Here is a 20,895-nt window from a genome sequence, read left to right as displayed (position 1 = left end):
AATGAACCTTATCAAGACACATTAGTACATAAAAAATCCCAACCGAACGGTTGGGATTTTCCTTTGATTTTGTTGAAAATACTATCGCTTCCCAACCATATCCTCAGGTCTGACCCATTCGTCAAACTCTTCAGCAGTTAGGTAGCCTGTGGCTACGGCAGCTTCTTTTAACGTAGTGCCTTCTTCATGAGCCTTGTTGGCTATTTCGGCGGCTTTGTAGTAGCCTATCTTGGTATTCAAGGCGGTAACCAGCATTAAAGAGTTGTTCAATAAATCCTTGATGCGCGTATGATTAGGTTCGATTCCCGCAGCACAGTGTTCTTCAAAACTTCTACAAGCATCACCTATCAATTGGGCGCTTTGCAAGACGGCAGCAGCCATGACTGGTTTGAAAACGTTCAGTTCATATTGACCTTGCATACCACCAACGCTTACCGTGACATCGTTACCCATTACTTGAGCACTTACCATCGTCAATGCTTCACATTGGGTTGGGTTCACTTTTCCTGGCATGATGGAACTTCCTGGTTCGTTTGCTGGGATGATAATTTCGCCAATACCGCTGCGTGGTCCACTGGCCAGCATTCGTATGTCATTAGCAATTTTATTTAAGGAAACAGCCACTTGCTTTAATGCTCCATGCGTTTCTACCAAAGCATCATGAGCCGCCAAGGCTTCAAATTTATTATCGGCTGTTTTGAAAGGTAGGCCTGTGAATTCTGCAATATAGCCTGCCACTTTAACGTCATAGCCGTCTGGTGTGTTGAGTCCTGTTCCCACAGCGGTTCCACCTAGAGCCAATTCACTCAAATGATCCAAGGTATGCTCCAAAGCAATGATACCGTGATCCAACTGGGAAACATATCCTGAAAATTCTTGACCCAAAGTCAATGGAGTCGCATCCATCAAGTGTGTGCGTCCTATTTTGACTACTTCGCTAAATTCCTGGCTTTTCTCGTGCAATGTATTGCGCAACTGGATGATCCCAGGAATGGTGTCTTCTACAATTCTTTTATAGCAGGCAATATGCATTCCTGTTGGGAAAGTATCGTTACTGCTTTGGGATTTATTGACGTCGTCGTTGGGTTGTATGGTTTTGTCACCTTCGCCTATTTTTTTACCTGCAATCTGGTGGGCGCGGTTGGCAATTACCTCGTTCACATTCATGTTGGATTGCGTTCCAGAACCGGTTTGCCAGATCACCAATGGGAATTGATCGTCATGTTTCCCATCTAGAATCTCATCACAGACCTGGGCGATCAAATCGCGCTTTTCAGTGGCGAGGACACCTAGCTCTTCATTAGTATAAGCCGCCGCTTTTTTGAGATAGGCAAAGCCATAAATTATTTCCAGCGGCATACTGCCAGATGGACCTATCTTAAAATTCTCACGGGAACGCTGTGTTTGCGCGCCCCACAATTTATCTGCTGGAACCTCTATGGGTCCCATGGTATCTTTTTCTATACGGTGTTCCATGGAGTTGATTTTACACAAATATAGAGTTCACCGCGCTTATGGCTGAATCAACCTCAATAAATTGTTCTTAAGATTTGCACAGTGACTTTTGAGGTTATCGCTTTCGCGAAAGCGAACTTATCCACACCACTTTATTCACATCAAACAGAAGATTTTTGTTAATAAAGTATACCTGCAAGTTTTATTTTATGCCTGCAGCCACTATCTTTGCAGTATCTAAACAAAAGTTATGTTTGAATTTGATCAATATTTAGGCTTTTTAGCATTTGCAGCAATTCTAACGATAGGGTTCTGGTTAATGATTTTCTTAACGGCATTTGCGATCCCTTATTGGATTACAGGTACCATGCTTGAAAAAATGAAAATGAAGAGAGAAGCCAAGAAACTGGAAAAGGAAAAGAAAGCAAATTCTTAAACGCTTTCATACGATATAAGAAAAGCCATTCTATCACTAGAATGGCTTTTTTATGGAATAGATCCAGCTGCTTTTACATACCGCCCAATCTTGTGGGAGATCGTGGTGTAGGCCATTCACTAGGCTCACCAGTACGACGGTTGATAGGCAATACAGCCTTTTCACGAGAGGCCTTTTCAGGATCTTCACTGGCTTTGTAAGCCAAGATCGCAGTCAAGATCGCATTGTTGCGCACGTCGTCAAAAACTATTTTATCATATGTATCTCTATTGGTATGCCAGGTGTAATTCCAGTAATCCCAGCTTATAGAGCTCAAACTAAATGCTGGCGCACCAGCAGCCTGGAAGGATGCATAGTCAGATCCACCACGTGCTGGTGAACCTGGGAAACTCGTTTCAATATGCTTGGTAATATCATTGGGTACCGCACTAAGCCATCTGCTCAAGTAGTCATAGGAATATAGAAAACCACCACCAGATAAGTTCACGACACGACCAGTACCGTTATCCTGATTGAATACAGCCTGTACGCCTTCAACGATTTCAGGATGATCTTCTACATAAGCTCTAGAACCGTTCAAACCTTGTTCCTCGCTGCCCCAAAGGCCTACAATAATCGTACGCTTTGGATTAGGGTAGTGCTTTTTAAGCAATCTTGCAGCCTCCATCATGGTGATGGTTCCCGTACCATTATCAGTCGCTCCAGTACCGCCATCCCAAGAATCAAAGTGCGCTGATAGCACCACATATTCATCTGGTTTTTCAGTTCCTTTAATTTCTGCTATCGTGTTGAATGTAGGTTGTTTTCCTAGGTCTTTAGATTCGGCTACAATGTTTACTTCTGGTTTGTGACCTGATTCTGCCAGCCTCCATAACATACCGTAGTCTTCCAGTTCTAGGTCGATTTCAGGAATCTTTTCTGTACTGGTGCTGAAGATCTTATTAACTCCAAAACCTCTAGACCAGTTGGATGAAATTACCGCAATAGCGCCAGCTTTTTCAAGAACGGAATCCAAATCGCGGGAAGAAACACCCATATTACTCATGTTTTTTCTAAACTGCTGGTTGAGTGTATCGCGCATTTCCTTCATTTTCTCAAAGGATTCTGGTGTTGCGAACTCTTCCCAGTTTTCATCTGGTCTACCGGTAGGTTGCGGCATGGATGTCAAGACAATTTTACCTTTAATGGTTTTCAACCAATTTTGGAATTCTGCTTCATTGGAAACGGTAGGAAGTGCCACGACTTCACCGCGTACTCCTTTTTTACCGGTGCTAGGACTCCAGGCCAGTTGCATTCCCTGTAGTGTTTGTACTCTAGGTGCCACCATGTCAATGTGCGTGATACCGCGTTCCCAGCCGCGCCAGTCGCCATATTTTTCGGTTTTGGCATCGATGCCCCATGATTTGTATTTATTCACTGCCCAATCACCAGCGGCTTTCATCTGTGGTGAACCTACTAGACGTGGTCCCACGACATCCATAAGTTCATGCGCTAGGTTTTCCAATTGGGAGTTTTCACTGGCTTCTTTTACCATGGCGTCCACCACTGGATCTTGTTGTTGGGCCGTCACAAGGCCAGCGGCCAGTATGAGACTCGAGAATAATAATTGAGTTTTCTTCATTGGTTTATATTAATTGTTAGGTTTAAAGTTAGGTGGAAAAAGTTTTATGAGATTTCGCTTTGGCTATTGCTTGTCGGTAGACAGTAAAGCGAGACCCTGTATTTTCTTGCATCAAGAAAGATGCTTTTTGAAAAAATCTATTGTACGGCTCCAGGCGAGATCTGCAGCAGCTTTGTCGTACCTAGGTGTGGAATAATTGTGGAAGCCGTGGTTGACACCTTCATAAAAATAAGCGGTATGCTCAATATTGTTGGTTTCCAAAACTTCCTTGTATTCTGGCCAGCCGGCATTCACGCGCTCATCCAGTCCAGCATATTGAAGTAGGAGCGGCGCCTTAACCTCGGCGGCTTGTTCCTTGTCAGGCTGTCGACCATAAAATGGTACCGCAGCGCCTAAACCCGGCAGTTGTACGGCCATCATGTTTGCCACCCAACCACCAAAACAGAAGCCCACAACACCTACATTGCCATTACAGTTCTCGTGGTTTTTGACGTAATGGTAAGCAGCGATAAAGTCTTCCAGCATTTCCAATCGATCGCGCTTGCTTTGCATGGCACGACCTTCATCATCATTACCTGGATAACCGCCCAACGGTGTCAAGGCATCTGGTGCTAATGTGATAAATCCATCAATCGCACCTTGTCGACCTACATCTTCCACATAAGGATTCAACCCACGATTTTCATGAACCACTACTATACCGGGAACTTTACCTGTCAGATGAGCTGGTTTTGAAAGCAAACCTTTAATCTGGCCGCCACCTTTAGGAGACTCATAGGTAATGTATTCACTCGCAAATCTATCGTCATCGACGGGAACCGTTGGGTTTTCATAATTGGGTTGCACAAAACTGAGCAATGAAGGTAGTGTCATCGCGCCTACCGCAAAAACCGATAAACGCTCCAAAAAGACACGTCTGTCAATCTTGTTGTGGGCATAATCGTCATAGAGGTCAAAAACCTCTTGGGAAATGTCTTCTCGTTTGATAATGGCCATAAGTTGTCCTTTTAGTTCCTGTTTGACCCTTTAAAAATAGGCGATCGGCTTGCAGTATCCAACAAAAAGGCAGTCGTGAGCTACCAATTCAAAAATTAATTAAAGGTTCAATCCTATGGCAAGGCCTATGAACAGTAAGTTATTGATTTTCAAAAGTTTTTTATTTAAATATAACTGATAATAATGGCTGTTACTACCTAGAATAAGTCCATCTTTGCAGCTTAATTATTATAACATTTACAATGAGTACAGGAACAGTAAAATTTTTCAATGAAACTAAAGGTTTCGGATTCATCACTGAAGAAGGTGTTGACAAGGACCACTTCGTACATATCTCAGGATTGATCGATGAAATTCGCGAAGGCGATGAAGTATCTTTTGATCTTAAAGAAGGAAACAAAGGATTGAACGCAGTAAACGTAAAAGTTCTTTAATTAGAATTTAAACAAACTGCTCTTCCCGTTTTCTTAAGGAAATAAGGAATTGAAATTAAAACCCATCTAGGCTTACCTAGATGGGTTTTTTGTTGCACAGCATTTTAAAAATGGAACAGCGTTTGAACTCATTATTACATGAAAAAGAATCAAACATTATATTCCATACTTGATCTTGCACTGGTATCGCAAGGTCAAACGACTCAACAGACGTACCACAATGCCCTTAAAATTGCTCAAGCTGCCGAAGACAATGGTTACGAGCGATATTGGCTTGCAGAACATCACAACGCTCCCAACATAGGTAGTAGTGCTACATCCATATTAATTGGATATCTGGCAGAAAACACCAATACCTTGCGCATAGGATCTGGCGGCATCATGTTACCTAATCACTCGCCATTGATTATAGCAGAGCAATTTGGAACTTTGGCAAGCCTTTATCCCAATAGAATCGATCTAGGTTTGGGTCGTGCACCTGGTACAGATCGTGAAACCGCACAAGCGATTCGCTCTGATTTTATGCAAGCCGCACATTCCTTTCCAGCAGAACTGGAAAAACTCGAGACTTATTTCAAGAAGGAAAATGCAAGATCAAAAGTTCGCGCCACGGTAGCTGAAGGTGTTGATGTGCCTTTATACATCCTTGGATCCAGCACCGACAGTGCACATCTCGCGGCAGCAAAAGGATTACCCTATGCATTTGCCAGCCATTTTGCTACCACTCATTTATTTGATGCCCTAAAGATTTATCGAGAAGAATTTAAGCCATCAGAGGTTTTGGATAAACCCTATGTAATGGCAGGTGTGAACGTAATTATTGCTGACACTGACGAAGAAGCACAAGCTCTATCCACATCTCTGATTAAAATGATTCTAGGGATCTTCACTGGCAAACGCGATTTTGTGCAGCCTCCAGTGGAGATGGACGACGATTTACAGCAAGTGATGCAGCATCCACAAATACATCAAATGCTCAAATATTCCTTTATTGGCAGCAAGGAAACTGTCAAGGAGCAAGTAAAAGATTTCTTGAAACAAACCAATGCCGATGAGCTCATCGCAGTTTGTAATATCTATGATATAAATGATAAGATCAAATCCTACACCTCATTTGCAAACATAATGAAAGAGCTAGCTGCCGAAAAGGAAGCAGTGGCAGCATAATTGAGGTTTTAATTTTTAGTTCGCTTTTCTGTCTGCGAGCAGCCAGGTGCGAAAGCGAACTTTGAACAAACCACTTGCAACTATCCATTCTGCGTGGATCATGAAGGTGTAGAAATCACGCCTTCCAATACTTGCCAAACATTATCTGCCAATATTTTATGACCTTCAACGGTAGGATGTATGCCATCGTTTTGATTTAGGGATGGAACACCGCCAACATCTTCTAATAGAAACGGTATCAAAAAGATGTTGTTTTCAGTGGCAAGATCAGAGAACATGGATTTGAATTCGCTAGTATATTGCTGACCCATATTAGGCGGTAGTTGCATTCCAGCTAGAACAATTTTGGTTTCTGGGTCGCTGGCTCTCACGGCATCAATAATGGCTTGTAAATTAGCTCTAGTTTCTGAAACAGGCACGCCACGCAAACCGTCATTGGCGCCTAATTCCAATACAAAAACATCAATTTTTTGGTTGAGTGTCCAATCAATGCGGCTTTTTCCACCAGCCGTAGTTTCACCACTAATACCTGAATTCACTACCTGATAATCAAGACCAGCGGCATCAATCTTTTCCTGAATCACACCAGGAAAGGCATCTGCTGTGTCATCGAGACCATATCCAGCCGTCAGACTATCTCCAAAAAACAAAATGGTTTTATCACTTGAAGTTTGAGCCTCTTCAGATTCTTGACTGGTAGTTTCTGTGGTGGTTTCTGTAGTTGGTGCTGTGTCATTCTTGCAGGAGAAGAGCGACAAAGCACATAGAAAATAACAAAAGTTTAATAGGATACGTTGCTTATAAATTGCTCTGTTAAAAAGGGTTTCCATAGTTTTAGATTTGAGCATAAGCTTAGCAGAAAATATTTAAAGAATCAATGTCAAAGATAATAAAGATTAATGGGCTGGAGAAAACATATACCAGTGGTTCGCGACAATTAACGGTATTGAAAAATGTCTCGTTTGAGGTAGAAAAAGGGCAAACTTTTTCCATTGTCGGGCCATCAGGTAGTGGGAAAACCACCTTGCTAGGTTTGTGCGCAGGTCTTGATCAGCCAAATGCTGGAACTGTTGAACTTTGCGGTCATGATCTGAATCAACTCAATGAAGATGAGCGCGCTCAACTGCGCAACAGAGAGGTAGGCTTTATTTTTCAAAATTTTCAGTTGTTACCTACACTAACAGCTTTAGAGAATGTAAGTGTTCCTCTAGAATTACAAGGTGATGCTACTGCGGTCGAAAGAGCTAGCGAACTGTTGGAAAAAGTAGGTCTAGGCGATCGAGTCAACCACTATCCATCACAATTATCTGGTGGTGAGCAGCAACGTGTAGCGCTGGCAAGAGCTTTTTCCAATCGTCCATCCATTTTGTTTGCAGATGAACCTACGGGAAACCTAGATGAAGAAACTGGCGAGAAGGTCATCAAACTTCTCTTGGATATCAATAAGGATGCAGGAACGACACTGGTGATCATATCGCACGATCTAGACCTTGCTGCGAGAACCCAGCAGATACTAAGGTTGAAAGGTGGACAAGTGTTAACGAATGAACCTATAACTGCGATTTGAATTCGAACCAATTAACCTCAAGCCTAAGGCTAAACTGGCTTTTAAAAATGGCGTGGCGCGATGCTAAAGCCAGTACCTCAAGATTATTGCTGTTTATGGCGTCCATAATTCTGGGTATTGCGGCTGTGGTTTCCATTCAGCTTTTTAGTCAAAATCTTACCGACAATATCCAGCGGCAATCCAAATCCCTGATGGGTGCCGACTTTATCATCGATAGTGACGACATTCCTAATGAACGAGCACAGGCGATCATCGATTCTTTGCAGCCTGACGCCCAGGAAGTGACTTTTGTTTCCATGATTGCATTTCCCAAAAATGGAGGCACAAAGCTCGTTAACGTTCGCGGTCTGGAAGGAAAGTTTCCTTTTTATGGCTCTATAGAAACGCTGCCAGCAAACGCTGGAGATCAGTATCAAAATACTGGCGGAGCACTGGTAGATGCCACATTGATGCTGCAGTACAACATCCAACCTGGAGATTCGATCAAAATAGGTGAACTCACATTACCCATTGCAGGATCGCTCAAATCCATTCCTGGTAGTGAAGGTATTTCCACATCTGTAGCGCCACCTGTGGTGATTCCTTATGAATATGTGGAAGCGACGGAATTGTTGCAATTCGGGAGTCGTAAGGAATATCAATTTTTCTTCAATCAGCCAGAGGCAGATTTGACCGCGCTGGAGCAGAAAGTAGAGCCACAACTTGATGTGGAGGATGCAGATCTGGATACACACACGAGTACCAGTAGGCGACTGGGCAGACGCTATGAAAACGTAGGTGCCTATTTGAATCTAGCCGCTTTTATCGCTTTGTTGTTGGGCTGTGTAGGTATTGCCAGTTCTGTCAATATCTATATCAAGGAAAAACTCAACGCTGTTGCGGTTCTCAAATGCATGGGCGCTTCCAGAAAGCAGAGTTTCCTGATTTACCTCATTCAAATTGCTGGTATTGGCGTCATTGGTGGATTGATAGGAACCGCTATTGGCGTTGGTCTTCAAGCGGTATTTCCCTACATATTACGGGAATTTTTACCTTTTGAGTTAGAGATTACCATTAACACACAACCCTTAATCATGGGTGTGTTGTTGGGTCTTTTCATGTCTGTGCTGTTTGCCTTGCTGCCCTTAATGCGCACCTGGTATGTTTCTCCATTGGAAGTCTTAAGAGTAACCAATTCTTCATCTGCCAGATCTAATACGGCTCGAATTATTGTGATAGGGTTGATCGTTTTGTCCCTGTATCTTTTCTCCTGGTGGCTATTGAAAGATGCGTTGTTTGCGCTAGCGTTTGTGGCTGGTGTACTGGTGACCTTTGCTATTTTAGCTGGTATTGCGATAGGTGCGATGCGCTTGATCAAAAGGAATTTTCCTAAACGCGCTGGATTCACGACCCGACAAAGCTTGCTCAACCTTTTCAGACCCAATAACCAAACCGTCGTGTTACTCGTTGCCATAGGTTTGGGAACCTTTCTGGTAAGCACTTTATACTTTACCAAAGACATTTTACTGGGAAAAACCGAAATAGGACAGGCCTCTGAAAGAGCCAATATCATAGCACTGGACGTACAGCCCGATCAACTGGATGCTGTGGTGGCTACTTTTGAAGAGAATCAATTACCCGTGATTGACAATATTCCGTTAGTCACGATGCGCATGCATAAGATCAAGGATCAATTGGTAAGCGAACTGCGTGTCGATACCACACGACAAATACGCGGCTGGATCCTCAATCATGAGTTTAGAACCACCTATCGCGATAGCTTGATACCGTCAGAAAAGATCATTGCAGGCAGCTGGACACCTTCACAAAAAACAGGCGAACTGGTGCAGATTTCCATTTCAGATAACCTAGCCCAAGATGCCAACGTTACGGTAGGCGACCGCATTACCTTAAACGTACAAGGTGTTCTTATGGAAACTGTGGTGGGCAGCATACGCCAGGTGGATTGGGCCAATCTACAGATCAATTTTTCCATCGTTTTCCCTAGCGGAATTTTAGAAAATGCACCGCAGTTTAATGTGCTAACGACCTACGCACCAACCGAGGAGCAATCGGCAGGATTCCAGCGGGATCTGGTGAGAAAGTTCCCTAATATCTCCATCATCGATTTGCGACAGGTTTTTAACGTGGTAGAAGATATACTGGACAAAGTCTCATGGATCATCAACTTCATGGCGTTCTTCAGCATTCTTACGGGAATCATTGTGTTGATAGGATCTGTAAGAACCAGCAAATATCAGCGCATCAAGGAAAGTGTACTGCTACGCACTTTAGGTGCCAAAAATCGTCAAATCCTTAAGATCACCGCCTTGGAATATCTGTTTCTGGGAATTTTGGGTAGTTTGGTAGGTATCATACTGGCTTTAGTGAGCAGTTTGCTGCTCGCGCTGCTCATATTCAAAGAGCCTTTTGTACCGTCAGCAGTGCCGTTTATAGTGTTTTTACCGGCAATTTCGATATTGGTTTTAATCATAGGATTGAGCAACATTCGCAGTGTATTGAGCAGTTCGCCGTTAGAAGTGCTGCGCAAAGCAGCATGATGCACCTCATTGAGTATCAGTTATGAAGTTTGAAAATAGTAGATGAGTGAATGTTTATTTCGCTTTCGCGAAAGCGAACTAGACCACATTTTCATTATCTTTTCTCACCGTATCAAAAACTACCAAAATGACAAAATCTCTAGGCTTCCTCCTAAAAATCGTAGCTGCCCTGGCAGTGATCGCCATTATCGCGCTGGCGATAGGCGTGGAATTTTATGCATTTAAAGAGATTTATAGCACGCTCTCAAAGATAGTTTTGGGGTATAGTGAAGAGGACGAAGTGATCAAGAATTGTTTGAAGGCACTAGATCTTGTGCTGCTGGGCGTGATTTTGTTATCTGTTGGGACGGCTTTATTTGAATTGTACGTGTGTAAGATTCCCAATTTGCCATCGTGGCTGGTCATTGAGGACCTGGATGGATTAAAGGCGTTGATGATCAAGATGGTGATTTTTATCATGACGATCTCTTTTACGGGACGTGTGGTGGTCTATAACAGTGGTGTCGAGATCTTATATCTAGGCGCTGGACTGGCACTGGTCGTAGGAGCTTTGACCTACTTTTTGGCCAACAAGGACGAGGCCTAAAATTCCAGAAATGGATCGAACCACAAATTTTCAACCTAGCATCATGGACTCCAAAAGCATTTTTTACCGTCGCATCCATCACTATGCGATTCCAGTGATCACGCTGGCGCTCTGTATGAGTTTTGCGAGTTGTCAAGGTCAAAAGAAAGACGAACCAACAGAAAAAACCACTGAGATCTATACCTATAAATCTGGTGATTACAATGGAATAGGGAAGTGGTATCTAGGTCGCGAGATCGCTCATGTCATGGGATTTCAAGGCATGGAATGGCTGAACCGTCCCGAGCGTGAGAAGGAAGAAAATGTTTCCAAACTACTGGAAAATATGGATATCCAAAGTGACGATGTGATTGCTGACATAGGCGCTGGATCTGGATACCACGTTTTTAAAATAGCACCTATAGCTCACGAAGGTGAAGTATATGCGGTCGACATTCAAGAAGAAATGCTTGCAGAGATGCGCAGGCAACTGCAAAATAACGGCATGGATAACGTGAACCTGATTAAAGGCGACGAGCAAAGCGTTAACCTACCCGAAAACACCATCGACAAAGTCTTGATGGTGGACGTGTACCACGAGTTTAATTATCCATTAGAGATGATGTTGTCCATCAAAAAGTCCTTGCGACCCAACGCCAAGGTCTATTTGATTGAATATCGTGGTGAAGATCGATCCATTCCCATCAAAACCATTCATAAAATGACCGAGGCGCAATCCATCAAAGAAATGGAAGCCGCAGGTTTTAAGCTGGTCAAGAACATCGACAACTTGCCATGGCAGCATTGTATGGTTTTTGAGAAATCCTAATCCTCAACAGCGATCAGGGAATCTTCCATTTCCAGTACTTCATCGGTTTCATGAGAAACCGATATTGAGTCTTTAAGAGCCGTGAAGTTTTTCAAACGTTCTACATCATCTTCCTCACCGGTGAAATATGGGAACACATCCATAATAGGTGATTCTGCAACGGCTGTAATCGTATATTCTCCCATTGTATCTGCCATGGCGCTTACGGTATTTTCATACGCTTCTTTCACGTCGTTGGCTTGTACAAGGAAGTAGATGTTGGTTTTACGCTCCTTGCCACTTTCTTCATCTACAGCGATGAGTGAAATCTTTGATTTGAACCAGCGGTCTGAGTTTTCGAATGGATGGATCTCGGCATAATTAGCCACTTTGATGTTGGTGATTTTGATCTCCTCGTTGTCACTCAAATAAGCCGCCATTTCTTCGGTGATTCTGCTTTCGGCTTCTGTGTAGGATATCGCATCTACCAGAAAAGGCTCTGTTTTCATTTTATGACTGGCCGTGGCTTCATTAAATTTTCTATACTTCACTTTGCACTCGTACCATGTGGCGCTCATAGGATTCTTTTTTGGGACGGCAAATATAGAGCGTCATACCAGCGGGAACCGGCAAATTTGAGGATAGATATTCACAATGACTCGCTACAATTCGTAGTCATTTTAGGGTGAGTCATTTAGAAGCTGGATAGTTTTTTATCGCTTTCGCGGAAGAGAATTAAACCATAACTGCATTACAATTATTCGCAATTCGCAGGATAAGCAGCCTAGAAACTATGCCTCATCTCTTGCGTAGAAGAGGCATTAAGCAACTGATGATAGGTTTTGATCAAATTGAAATCGGCATTGATTTCTTGAGATACGATGATTCCAGAGATACCAGTGTCCAAGATGTTCTTGACATCGTTTGTAGTAATGTTGCCAAAACCTAGTAATGGTGTTTCGGTTAGTAAAGCTTCCGCAATAGCGGTATAACCATTGATCCCTAAGGCATTCGTTTTATCTTCCTTAGCCGTTTGAAATGGTCCTAAGGCGATATAATCCACTTCTTTTTTAATCAAGTTCTCACCATCCTGCAAGGTGTGCGCGCTAGCACCAATGCTTTGCCATGGGAACAAATGTTCTCTCACTAGAGTAGGAGAAGCATCAGTTTTTTCCAGGAATACGCCGTCTGCTTTAATAGTTTCGGCAATCTTGTAATGGCTCGTGATGATGAGTCTGGTCTGGAAATGTGACGTGATGGCCTGTACATCTTTAGCCAACTGTAAAAGCGCTGGTTTCTTGATGTGCTTCATGTCCAATTGTACCAATTCGATTCCAGCACTGCAGGCTTTCTGAATGTTGTCCAGATGAAGTTGCGGCGTTTTGGCGTTTGATATGTAATGAAGTTTTGGAATCATAAATTTTAATCGAATAGGCTGACAGCACTCAGGTTATTGAATTTGCAACTAGAGTGGAAGCAAAGGTTCCCAATTCGCCATGTGTTCTAATTTATGGAACTCTTACCGTTTTAGGTGTATTGAAAACAATGAATGCTATGGTCGTAATCAACAGTAACAAGAGGTACCACGTATTAGAAACCAAATCCAGATAATTGATTAGTTCGTTAGACAAACTCAAGATCATCAACACCTGTGCACCATAGGGCAACAATCCCTGAAAAATACAGGCAAAAATATCCAGAATGGATGCGGTTTTCTTGTTATCCAGATGGTACTCATCATTAATGGTTTTGGCAATGGGACCTGTGATGATGATGGAAACTGTATTGTTTGCAATGGCTAGATTCACGGTGCTGACCAGTGAAGCAATTCCCAATTGCGCCGATTTCTTGCTGGAGATCAGCTTTTTTATTTTGATCAGAATAAAATCAATTCCACCATTTCTCGCCACGAGTGCAGCTAGACCACCGGTAAGTAAGGAAAGTAAGAAGATTTCGGTCATACTGGTAAAGCCTTCATAGGCGATTTTGGTAGATTCCAATATGGTGAAATCACCATAGGCAATCCCCAATAGGGCAGCACTGATGCATCCCAAAAGCAGTGTGATAAACACATTAACGCCCAATACAGAAAGCCCAATTACAAGAAGGTACGGCAAAATTTTAATCACCGAATAATCATAAACGATCGTCTCTGCATTGCCAGACTCTAGATCCAACCCTTGAAATATCAAAATGGCAATGGTGACCAATGCAGCTGGAAGAGCGATCTTAATATTCTCCTTGAATTTATCACTCATCTTACAACCCAAAGATTGGGTCGCAGCGATCGTGGTATCTGATATGACCGAGAGATTATCACCAAACATACTACCGCCCAGCAAGGCGCCGCACAAAATGGCGAGGTCTGCGCTGCTTTTATCGGCAAAGCCTACCACAATAGGCGCCAGCGCGACGATCGCACCTACAGAAGTTCCTGTAGAAACCGATAAAAATGCAGCGATAACAAAGATGCCCACGTAGATATATTGCACGGCAATAAAGTCCAGGCCCAAATTGACAATAGCATCCACGCTACCAGTTGCGTTAGTGATGGCAGCAAAAGCACCGGCCAAGAGATAAATCAAACACATGGTCAAGATCTTATCGTCACCACAACCTTTTAAAAGAGTTTGGATTTTGGATTCGATGGTCTGTCTGAACATCAGGAACGCCACGATAATTCCCGCAATAACAGCTATAGGTGCTGGTAATGCGTAAAAGTCATTTTGAATAATACCAACGCCTAGAAAAGTAAAGACGAAGACAAAAAGCGGTATAAGCGCTGAAAATTTAGGGGTAATCACGGTTTTATGATCCATATCTTGATTTGAGATAAGGGAAACAGCGACCAGCAATAGAAGTATGAGTTAACATTTTTTCCAAAAACTTGGCTTATCCATTTAGCACCTTGCTCGTTATTGCAGGTTGCTATCTCCCTAATGAGATTCTTGATAATTATTTGCGGCGGCAAAACTAAACCATAACATTTTAAAATGAAGCTTTGAGAACCTTATAATATGTTAAGAATTATGAGGAGCAGACCTTGCTTGGTAATCTAGTACAATGACGCCTCTGGTAAGAAATAACAGTGATCGTATGAATAGTAGAGTAGTGGTCACCGTAGTAGATTTTTATAGCGGCAGATTAGATTATCTTTATTTTGGAAAAATGGGATCCCAATGAAAAAGGTTTTGTCAATACTATTTGTTTTTAGTGGGATGGCCTTAGGTGTTGCACAGCATTCTGTTGAGGACATTTCTGGAGCGTATCATATTTCAAGTAATGATCCACATGGAGGTTCTGATATGATTATCTCACCAGATCATCATTTTGCTATCGCATTTTTTGGAGGTGTGCTCAAAGGAACTTGGCAAAAAGTAGGAGACCATTATCTATTCACCTATCATAAGGAACCTAAAGTGGTATTGTACGCTCGCTATAATTCGAGTATTCAGGATTCGGTTAAAGTTCGTGTTGGGCTTGACGCCAATAGAGGTTTTGCGATACGTTTCAATGGTTCTGAAAATGATGCCTTTACGGCTATATTTAATGAAGCCGCCAATTGCTTTACGTATCCTTATATCTACTCGCAACGCAATGCCATTGAGCAAATAGAAATCTATCAGCAGGATTTGAGAACATATGTCGAGAGCGAAATCACAAACTCTAAGAACTATATCTTTAGTTTTAAACCAAACGCTACGTATAATGAGTTATTGCTCACAGGTTTACCAAAAGGCTATTCTCAAGGTGGAACCTTTCAAGCAAGGTTCATGGAAGGTCAATTATTTATGGAAGATCAAGGTGGCATTCCAAAGCGATCCGAGTATAAAGACATCAATGCAGAAGATCTCGAATTCTTTGAACAGTATTTCAAGAATGAGATATTTCCAGAAGTTCTGGATTCAAATAATGAACAGTTCCCGTATGCTGAGAATCCTACAGATCAAGATTTAGTACCATTTATTAGAATTAGGCCTAAGATGATGCCTGTAAATACTATAGTTATGAATCCGGGAAGTTTGTTTTATTCGATTTGTGAAGATTAAAAAGAATTCGATATTTGAACCATAATGTATATTATGTCAAATAGAATATTTGAGAACTAAGTAGACTTGTTCTCGTTTTGATTACTTCTTAGAATCGTTGGTTGGTACCACTCTTCCTTGATATTGCATGACCGTTCTGGTGGTACTTCTTACGTAAACTGTTGCTTTACCATTAGCAAATACAACGACGTCCACATCATAATTTTCGGTTTTGTCATTGGCATCAAATTCAATCTCGTATTTGTATGCCTCATTATCTGCCGTGTAGAGATAATCTTCAGGCGCCTGTTCAAAATTGATACCACTGTCTTGCGGATTGTTATAACCAGCACCTTGACGACGCTCTCCAAAAAACGGTAAACTGGCTTTCACCATATCTGGATGAATTTCTAGAAAATAAGAATCACCGCTAAGATCTATCCTGTTAGCTGTGTTTCCCGTATTACGCATCAATTGTTGAATCACTTGTTGGGATGCATACGTATTCAAGGGATAAGCCGCATCCATCTCAATGCGCAACGTATCACCATTAACCACTTTATTGGTCAACGCCTCAAATTCTGCTGGGCTTCCCGTTTTTTGAACGCTGCAGGCAGTAATGCTTAAAATTGCGATAAGTAACAACACACATTTACTATATATAGGACGATACATTTTCATAACAAAGATATTTGAAAGTTAAGCTACCATAATAATGCCAAGCTTCTTGGTAAAATCCTATTAAAAAAGCCATAAGCTTCAGACAACCTTTCGCGTGTATTTTCAGATAAAGACCTTCTACCCTTTTTAAAACATTTACTCGGAACATGGAAAAACCATCAAAACTTCATTTTTTGTAGTGTTATGGATATGGAGTTCGCTTTCGCGAAAGCGTAACTATCTTTTACCTATCTACTAGGTACATATCTCGAATTAGTATTAAGACTTTTTAAGATTTTTAACCGTTCGTCGATAAAATTTAACGACAATCGTAATATTTATCAGATTAAAGTGGTCTATAACCGCGGTTCTTCTATATTAGCCTCTTAAACCAATCAACCCATATCACACCAATTCCCCTTGATCAATTTGTAATTAATTTATATAGGAAGCTATTTTATGAAAAAAAACTACGTAAGTAACTTACTGCCAACACCATGGCTGTTGTTCCTGCTGCTGTTCCTGCCCATGCTACACGCACAGGCACAGTGTCCAACGGTGACCGCTTCACCTCAAGTGATTTGTGATGCCTTTGGACTGACTTTTCAAGACTTAAATGCATTTGCCAATCCTGGCGCCAATCCTATAAGGTGGTATGCTAATCCTACTGGTGGATCGCCCATACCACCATCCCAACTCGTGCGACAAGGCACTTATTATGCGGGTGACACCACAGGAAATTGTGGTACTCGTGATGAGCTGGTCGTAGATTTTACGGTAGATCCCAGCGGCCAAAGTCTAGAAGCCATTTTTTGTGATAACGAGAATCCCACTATTCAATCCTATATCAATCAGGCGCTTGCTCCTAATGTCCCTACTGGAGGATCCGTAGAAATCTATTCAGATTTTGCACTAACAGATCAACGCCAGCCAGCAGAGGCCTTACCAAGAAATGCAAATTACTTTATCGTATTTGTGGACAACGCAGGCTGTAGAAGTCAGATAGAATCTGGTAGTATCGCCGTCTTTGATTCACCAGCTGCTCCTAGTCCACCAACCACTCAAGATTTTTGTTCTGATACTGCACCTACTGTAGCAGACCTTGATCCAGGAACGACCAATAACTTCAACTGGTATAGTGAGGTGGATAGTGATAACAGTCCAATACCACCATCCTTGTCTCCTACTACTTTGTTGATTGATGGAGAAACCTACTACGTACAAGCAGACAATTTCTTTTGTGAGAGTGAAGCTGTGGCAGTTACCGTTCGCATTGCAGAGCCACCTGTTCCAGGTGTAGGAACGACCCAGCAATACTGTATCGATAACCTACCTCAAGATGATTTTGATCTTTTTCCGTTATTGACAGGGAATCCAGATACCACAGGTACTTGGGAAGGCCCTACAACCATTACTAATGGTAATACGGGAACCACTAATATTAGTGCATTGACACCTGGATCCTATAACTATGTGTACACGGTTCCTGGTACTGATCCATGTCCAGATCAAACAGCGACTATTACCATTGTCGTTAATGAAATTTTATCTTCTGGTGTTGCTTCTGGCTTGAGTCCGTTGACTTTTTGTGAGTCACAGGCGCCGACGGCCTATGATTTATTCCAATTGATTGATGATGAAGATGCAGGTGGTAGATGGACCCAAGGAACGACCAGCTCTGATCCAACGGTCTCCTCTACTTTTGATTTTACAACCTTGGCAGTTGGTTCCTATAATTTTACGTACAGTCAGAATTTGGATCCAAATCCTTGCCCTGAAGATAACACGACGGTACAGGTAATTATTTTGGAAGATCCCAATGCAGGAACTGCTGTCCCTGCAGAAATTTGTGAGAACGAGATCGACCAGAATTCTCCTTTTAATTTATTTGATGCTTTAGATGGTTCTCAAGATAACAACAATGGCACCTGGACTGATGCGTCAAACACAACGGTAGCCAACAGTATCGACATCACTGGCTTTGCTGTGGAAGGAAGCCCTTACGTGTTTACCTATACCATCGACAATGGTTCTTGTACCGATAGTGAGTCGATTAGCATCGTTATCCAACCAGCACCAGAATCTGGTAACTATATAGGAACTCCATTTGAGGTTTGTGAAGACGCGGCTGCAGGAAGTTCGCCGTTTGATCTGTTCTCATTATTGGATGGCACGCAAGACACGAATGGTACTTGGTTTGCAGGATCCAATTCAAGTGGTACGGCAGTAACCAACCCCATTGATTTAACCACTCTGGGAACTGGTAGTTTTGACTTTACCTATACCGTACCAGCCATAGGTAACTGTACGGATGACGATGTAACAGTCACCGTGATCATCACAGAGCTGCCTGAAGCAGGAACTCCTACTCCATTTGAAGTTTGTGAAACAGACGCAGCTGCAGTCTCTCCGCTTGATTTATTCAATCAACTAACTGGTGAAGATGCAGGTGGCGATTGGTCAGACGATGATGCGACTGGAGCACTTAATGGCGATAACGTAGACTTGACACTATTAGCGGTAGGTTCCTATAGTTTTACTTATACCATTACTGATGCTAGTTGTACGGCAACATCCACAGTTACCGTTACGGTTACTGATCCGCCAGAGGCTGGTACAGGAACTGACTTTGAGATTTGTTTGGAAGATGTTACCGCTGGTCAACAGTTGGATCTCTTCAATCAGTTAGCAGGTAATGATACCAATGGTACCTGGAATGATGATGATGCCACTGGTGCCTTAACTAACAATATCCTTGACTTGAGCGCCTTATCACAAGGTTCCTATAATTTTACCTACACGGTTACAGGTATAGGAAGTTGTGTTGACGATTCTGAAACCATTACGGTCACCATAAATGATATCGCAGCGCCTGTGGCTCCAGCTACACAGGAGTTTTGTGATCAAGCCACCGTATCGGATCTCAGCGCCACAGGTACTATTATTCAATGGTATAGCGATGCCGAATTGACCAATTTGGTTGCTTCAACAGATGCTTTACAGGATGGTGAAGACTACTACGCTACTCAGACAGATTCAGTAACCAACTGTGAATCATCTGTTTCTACTGCAGTGACCGTTACCATCAATCAAACTCCCAATGCAGGAGTTGCTGCACCTATCACGGTTTGTAGCGATAATAGCGCTGTAGATCTATTTACAGCATTGGATGGCACTCAGGATGCTGGAGGAACTTGGGTGGACACGGATGGATCTGGAGCTTTAACTGGCTCTACTTTTGACGCTAGCGCCGTCGCTCCTGGAACCTACACTTTTGAGTACACCATTACCGGTACAGCACCATGTGGTAATAGTTCCACACTCACAACAGTAACGGTTCAAAATCCAGTTAGTGCAGGAACGAGTACCAGCATTGATTTTTGTTCTGATAATGCCTCAGTAGATTTATTTAGTCTATTGGGCGCAGCAGATGCTGGCGGAACTTGGTCACCTGCCTTAACCAGTAACACCGGTGTTTTTGATCCAGCCGTTGATCCAGCTGGCACCTATACCTATACCGTAATGAATGGTTGTAACACATCCAGTGCTACAGTTGAAGTTACTGTAACCGCTGCTCCAGATGCGGGCACGAGTTCCACCATCATGATTTGTAAAATTGATGCACCATTTGATTTGACTGCTAGCCTAGGTGGCACGCCGGACACCAATGGCGTTTGGTCTCCACAATTGGCAAACGGCGGAAATATTTTTGACCCTGCCGTGGATACAGCTGGAATTTATACGTACACTGTTGCGGCTACGTCTCCATGTAGTACGGATGCCGTATCGCAGGTGGACGTCATGATTGAAGAAACAGCGCCTCCAACAGTGACATCAGCGAGTTTGACATTTTGTGCTAGCGAGATGCCTATGGTAATGGATCTAGATGCAGCGGTTACCGGTGAAACGATCACATGGTACGATTCTGTAGATGCCACCACACCGTTGTCAGATGATACATTACTTGTAGATGGTGCGACTTATTTTGCTACCCAAACCAGTAATACGGGTTGTGAATCAGATCAACGAGTACAAGTTAGTGCCATTATAAATGATGCTCCTACTCCAACACTGACTGCAGATGGAGGCTCGTTTTGTGTAAATGACAATCCGACGTTGTTGGACTTGACTCGCAACATTAATGAATATGATGCTACTGCAAACAACATCCAATGGTATGCAGAAGCAAACGGCACGTCACCGTTATCCTTATCCACCTTATTGTCTCGAGATACGACTTATTATGCGGTGATTGTTGATCCTGCTTCTGCTTGTGAGAGCAGTGTGCGACTAGCCGTTACTCCAGATCTTACAGCGTGTGGTGACGTCGTTGTACCTGATGGCTTCTCTCCTAACAATGATGGCGTCAATGATACTTTTGATATTGATAATCTTGGATTCTTGTATCCAAACTTCGAAATGGAGATTTATAACAGAAACGGAATACTGGTCTATAAAGGTGTGGATAGCACACCAAGATTTGACGGTACCTCTAATCAAGATGCCTTATTTAGCAACGGTCAATTGCCGGTAGGTGTTTATTTCTACATCTTGAAATTCAATGACGGTAGCACTAAACCTAGACAAGGAAGATTATACATAAGTAGATAGAAGCCAG

Annotated in this window: 17 protein-coding genes and 1 riboswitch; of the genes, 9 read left to right on the top strand and 8 right to left on the bottom strand. The window is 42.6% G+C overall.

The window, feature by feature from the left end:
• Window positions 1–81 precede the first annotated feature (81 nt).
• On the bottom strand, window positions 82–1,476 hold the full coding sequence (fumC, locus tag AAU57_RS10030) for a class II fumarate hydratase (protein ID WP_055412783.1): 1,395 nt from the start codon (window positions 1,474–1,476) through the stop codon (window positions 82–84).
• A gap of 229 nt (window positions 1,477–1,705) precedes the next feature.
• Between fumC and AAU57_RS10025 the strand changes: the two genes are divergently transcribed.
• Complete coding sequence (locus AAU57_RS10025; protein ID WP_055412782.1) at window positions 1,706–1,891, top strand: hypothetical protein; 186 nt, start codon at window positions 1,706–1,708, stop codon at window positions 1,889–1,891.
• A gap of 73 nt (window positions 1,892–1,964) precedes the next feature.
• Here AAU57_RS10025 and AAU57_RS10020 read toward each other — a convergent pair whose 3' ends face one another.
• Together AAU57_RS10020 and AAU57_RS10015 are read right to left on the bottom strand one after the other, a co-directional pair.
• Entirely contained in the window at window positions 1,965–3,512 is a 1,548-nt protein-coding gene (locus AAU57_RS10020; RefSeq protein WP_055412781.1) for a M20/M25/M40 family metallo-hydrolase, read from the bottom strand.
• Between the two features lie 111 nt (window positions 3,513–3,623).
• Window positions 3,624–4,508, bottom strand: coding sequence for a dienelactone hydrolase family protein (locus AAU57_RS10015; protein WP_055412780.1), 885 nt, complete (start codon window positions 4,506–4,508; stop codon window positions 3,624–3,626).
• Window positions 4,509–4,750: 242 nt separating this feature from the next.
• On the opposite strand from AAU57_RS10015, the gene AAU57_RS10010 reads away from it, so the two are divergent.
• Both AAU57_RS10010 and AAU57_RS10005 read left to right on the top strand, forming a co-directional pair.
• Entirely contained in the window at window positions 4,751–4,942 is a 192-nt protein-coding gene (locus AAU57_RS10010; RefSeq protein WP_041496837.1) for a cold-shock protein, read from the top strand.
• A 138-nt stretch (window positions 4,943–5,080) separates the two neighbouring features.
• Entirely contained in the window at window positions 5,081–6,109 is a 1,029-nt protein-coding gene (locus tag AAU57_RS10005) for an LLM class flavin-dependent oxidoreductase (RefSeq protein WP_055412779.1), read from the top strand.
• Window positions 6,110–6,207: 98 nt separating this feature from the next.
• Here AAU57_RS10005 and AAU57_RS10000 read toward each other — a convergent pair whose 3' ends face one another.
• Entirely contained in the window at window positions 6,208–6,939 is a 732-nt protein-coding gene (locus AAU57_RS10000) for an arylesterase (RefSeq protein WP_156340104.1), read from the bottom strand.
• A 47-nt stretch (window positions 6,940–6,986) separates the two neighbouring features.
• Here AAU57_RS10000 and AAU57_RS09995 point away from each other — a divergent pair, with 47 nt between their 5' ends.
• From AAU57_RS09995 to AAU57_RS09980, 4 genes are all read left to right on the top strand, one after another.
• A complete protein-coding gene (locus AAU57_RS09995) occupies window positions 6,987–7,676 on the top strand; it encodes an ABC transporter ATP-binding protein (RefSeq protein ID WP_055412777.1) in 690 nt (229 codons plus the stop codon).
• A gap of 47 nt (window positions 7,677–7,723) precedes the next feature.
• Entirely contained in the window at window positions 7,724–10,216 is a 2,493-nt protein-coding gene (locus AAU57_RS09990; protein ID WP_055412776.1) for an ABC transporter permease, read from the top strand.
• Between the two features lie 127 nt (window positions 10,217–10,343).
• Window positions 10,344–10,802 (top strand): YqhA family protein, encoded by a 459-nt coding sequence (locus AAU57_RS09985; protein WP_055412775.1) that lies wholly within the window; start codon window positions 10,344–10,346, stop codon window positions 10,800–10,802.
• Between the two features lie 10 nt (window positions 10,803–10,812).
• Window positions 10,813–11,610 (top strand): class I SAM-dependent methyltransferase, encoded by a 798-nt coding sequence (locus AAU57_RS09980; RefSeq protein ID WP_231717797.1) that lies wholly within the window; start codon window positions 10,813–10,815, stop codon window positions 11,608–11,610.
• Here the strand turns inward: AAU57_RS09980 and AAU57_RS09975 are convergent.
• The 3 genes from AAU57_RS09975 to AAU57_RS09965 form a co-directional block, all read right to left on the bottom strand.
• On the bottom strand, window positions 11,607–12,167 hold the full coding sequence (locus tag AAU57_RS09975) for a DUF4494 domain-containing protein (RefSeq protein WP_055412774.1): 561 nt from the start codon (window positions 12,165–12,167) through the stop codon (window positions 11,607–11,609). The genes AAU57_RS09980 and AAU57_RS09975 overlap by 4 nt on opposite strands.
• A 206-nt stretch (window positions 12,168–12,373) precedes the next feature.
• A complete protein-coding gene (locus AAU57_RS09970) occupies window positions 12,374–13,006 on the bottom strand; it encodes a thiamine phosphate synthase (protein WP_055412773.1) in 633 nt (210 codons plus the stop codon).
• A 91-nt stretch (window positions 13,007–13,097) separates the two neighbouring features.
• Complete coding sequence (locus AAU57_RS09965) at window positions 13,098–14,408, bottom strand: Na+/H+ antiporter NhaC family protein (RefSeq protein ID WP_055412772.1); 1,311 nt, start codon at window positions 14,406–14,408, stop codon at window positions 13,098–13,100.
• A gap of 44 nt (window positions 14,409–14,452) precedes the next feature.
• Window positions 14,453–14,549: riboswitch (SAM-I-IV-variant riboswitch) on the bottom strand.
• A gap of 219 nt (window positions 14,550–14,768) precedes the next feature.
• On the opposite strand from AAU57_RS09965, the gene AAU57_RS09960 reads away from it, so the two are divergent.
• On the top strand, window positions 14,769–15,638 hold the full coding sequence (locus tag AAU57_RS09960; RefSeq protein WP_055412771.1) for a hypothetical protein: 870 nt from the start codon (window positions 14,769–14,771) through the stop codon (window positions 15,636–15,638).
• Window positions 15,639–15,719: 81 nt separating this feature from the next.
• Here the strand turns inward: AAU57_RS09960 and AAU57_RS09955 are convergent, their stop codons facing one another.
• Window positions 15,720–16,298: a DUF4251 domain-containing protein gene (locus AAU57_RS09955; RefSeq protein WP_082438602.1), complete on the bottom strand. Its 579-nt coding sequence runs from the start codon at window positions 16,296–16,298 to the stop codon at window positions 15,720–15,722.
• A gap of 438 nt (window positions 16,299–16,736) precedes the next feature.
• Here AAU57_RS09955 and AAU57_RS09950 point away from each other — a divergent pair, with 438 nt between their 5' ends.
• A complete protein-coding gene (locus AAU57_RS09950) occupies window positions 16,737–20,888 on the top strand; it encodes a gliding motility-associated C-terminal domain-containing protein (protein ID WP_055412769.1) in 4,152 nt (1,383 codons plus the stop codon).
• The last annotated feature ends 7 nt before the right edge of the window (window positions 20,889–20,895 follow it).

Source organism: Nonlabens sp. YIK11 (assembly GCF_001413925.1).
Lineage (GTDB): Bacteria > Bacteroidota > Bacteroidia > Flavobacteriales > Flavobacteriaceae > Nonlabens.
This window is presented reverse-complemented; position numbering and strand designations above follow the sequence as displayed.

What these genes read in the sequence shown, in the direction of transcription:
- fumC (WP_055412783.1), bottom strand. Translation starts at nt 1,476, where the DNA reads ATGGAACACCGTATAGAAAAAGATACCATGGGACCCATAGAGGTTCCA.
- AAU57_RS10025 (WP_055412782.1), top strand. Translation starts at nt 1,706, where the DNA reads ATGTTTGAATTTGATCAATATTTAGGCTTTTTAGCATTTGCAGCAATT.
- AAU57_RS10020 (WP_055412781.1), bottom strand. Translation starts at nt 3,512, where the DNA reads ATGAAGAAAACTCAATTATTATTCTCGAGTCTCATACTGGCCGCTGGC.
- AAU57_RS10015 (WP_055412780.1), bottom strand. Translation starts at nt 4,508, where the DNA reads ATGGCCATTATCAAACGAGAAGACATTTCCCAAGAGGTTTTTGACCTC.
- AAU57_RS10010 (WP_041496837.1), top strand. Translation starts at nt 4,751, where the DNA reads ATGAGTACAGGAACAGTAAAATTTTTCAATGAAACTAAAGGTTTCGGA.
- AAU57_RS10005 (WP_055412779.1), top strand. Translation starts at nt 5,081, where the DNA reads ATGAAAAAGAATCAAACATTATATTCCATACTTGATCTTGCACTGGTA.
- AAU57_RS10000 (WP_156340104.1), bottom strand. Translation starts at nt 6,939, where the DNA reads ATGGAAACCCTTTTTAACAGAGCAATTTATAAGCAACGTATCCTATTA.
- AAU57_RS09995 (WP_055412777.1), top strand. Translation starts at nt 6,987, where the DNA reads ATGTCAAAGATAATAAAGATTAATGGGCTGGAGAAAACATATACCAGT.
- AAU57_RS09990 (WP_055412776.1), top strand. Translation starts at nt 7,724, where the DNA reads ATGGCGTGGCGCGATGCTAAAGCCAGTACCTCAAGATTATTGCTGTTT.
- AAU57_RS09985 (WP_055412775.1), top strand. Translation starts at nt 10,344, where the DNA reads ATGACAAAATCTCTAGGCTTCCTCCTAAAAATCGTAGCTGCCCTGGCA.
- AAU57_RS09980 (WP_231717797.1), top strand. Translation starts at nt 10,813, where the DNA reads ATGGATCGAACCACAAATTTTCAACCTAGCATCATGGACTCCAAAAGC.
- AAU57_RS09975 (WP_055412774.1), bottom strand. Translation starts at nt 12,167, where the DNA reads ATGAGCGCCACATGGTACGAGTGCAAAGTGAAGTATAGAAAATTTAAT.
- AAU57_RS09970 (WP_055412773.1), bottom strand. Translation starts at nt 13,006, where the DNA reads ATGATTCCAAAACTTCATTACATATCAAACGCCAAAACGCCGCAACTT.
- AAU57_RS09965 (WP_055412772.1), bottom strand. Translation starts at nt 14,408, where the DNA reads ATGGATCATAAAACCGTGATTACCCCTAAATTTTCAGCGCTTATACCG.
- AAU57_RS09960 (WP_055412771.1), top strand. Translation starts at nt 14,769, where the DNA reads ATGAAAAAGGTTTTGTCAATACTATTTGTTTTTAGTGGGATGGCCTTA.
- AAU57_RS09955 (WP_082438602.1), bottom strand. Translation starts at nt 16,298, where the DNA reads ATGAAAATGTATCGTCCTATATATAGTAAATGTGTGTTGTTACTTATC.
- AAU57_RS09950 (WP_055412769.1), top strand. Translation starts at nt 16,737, where the DNA reads ATGAAAAAAAACTACGTAAGTAACTTACTGCCAACACCATGGCTGTTG.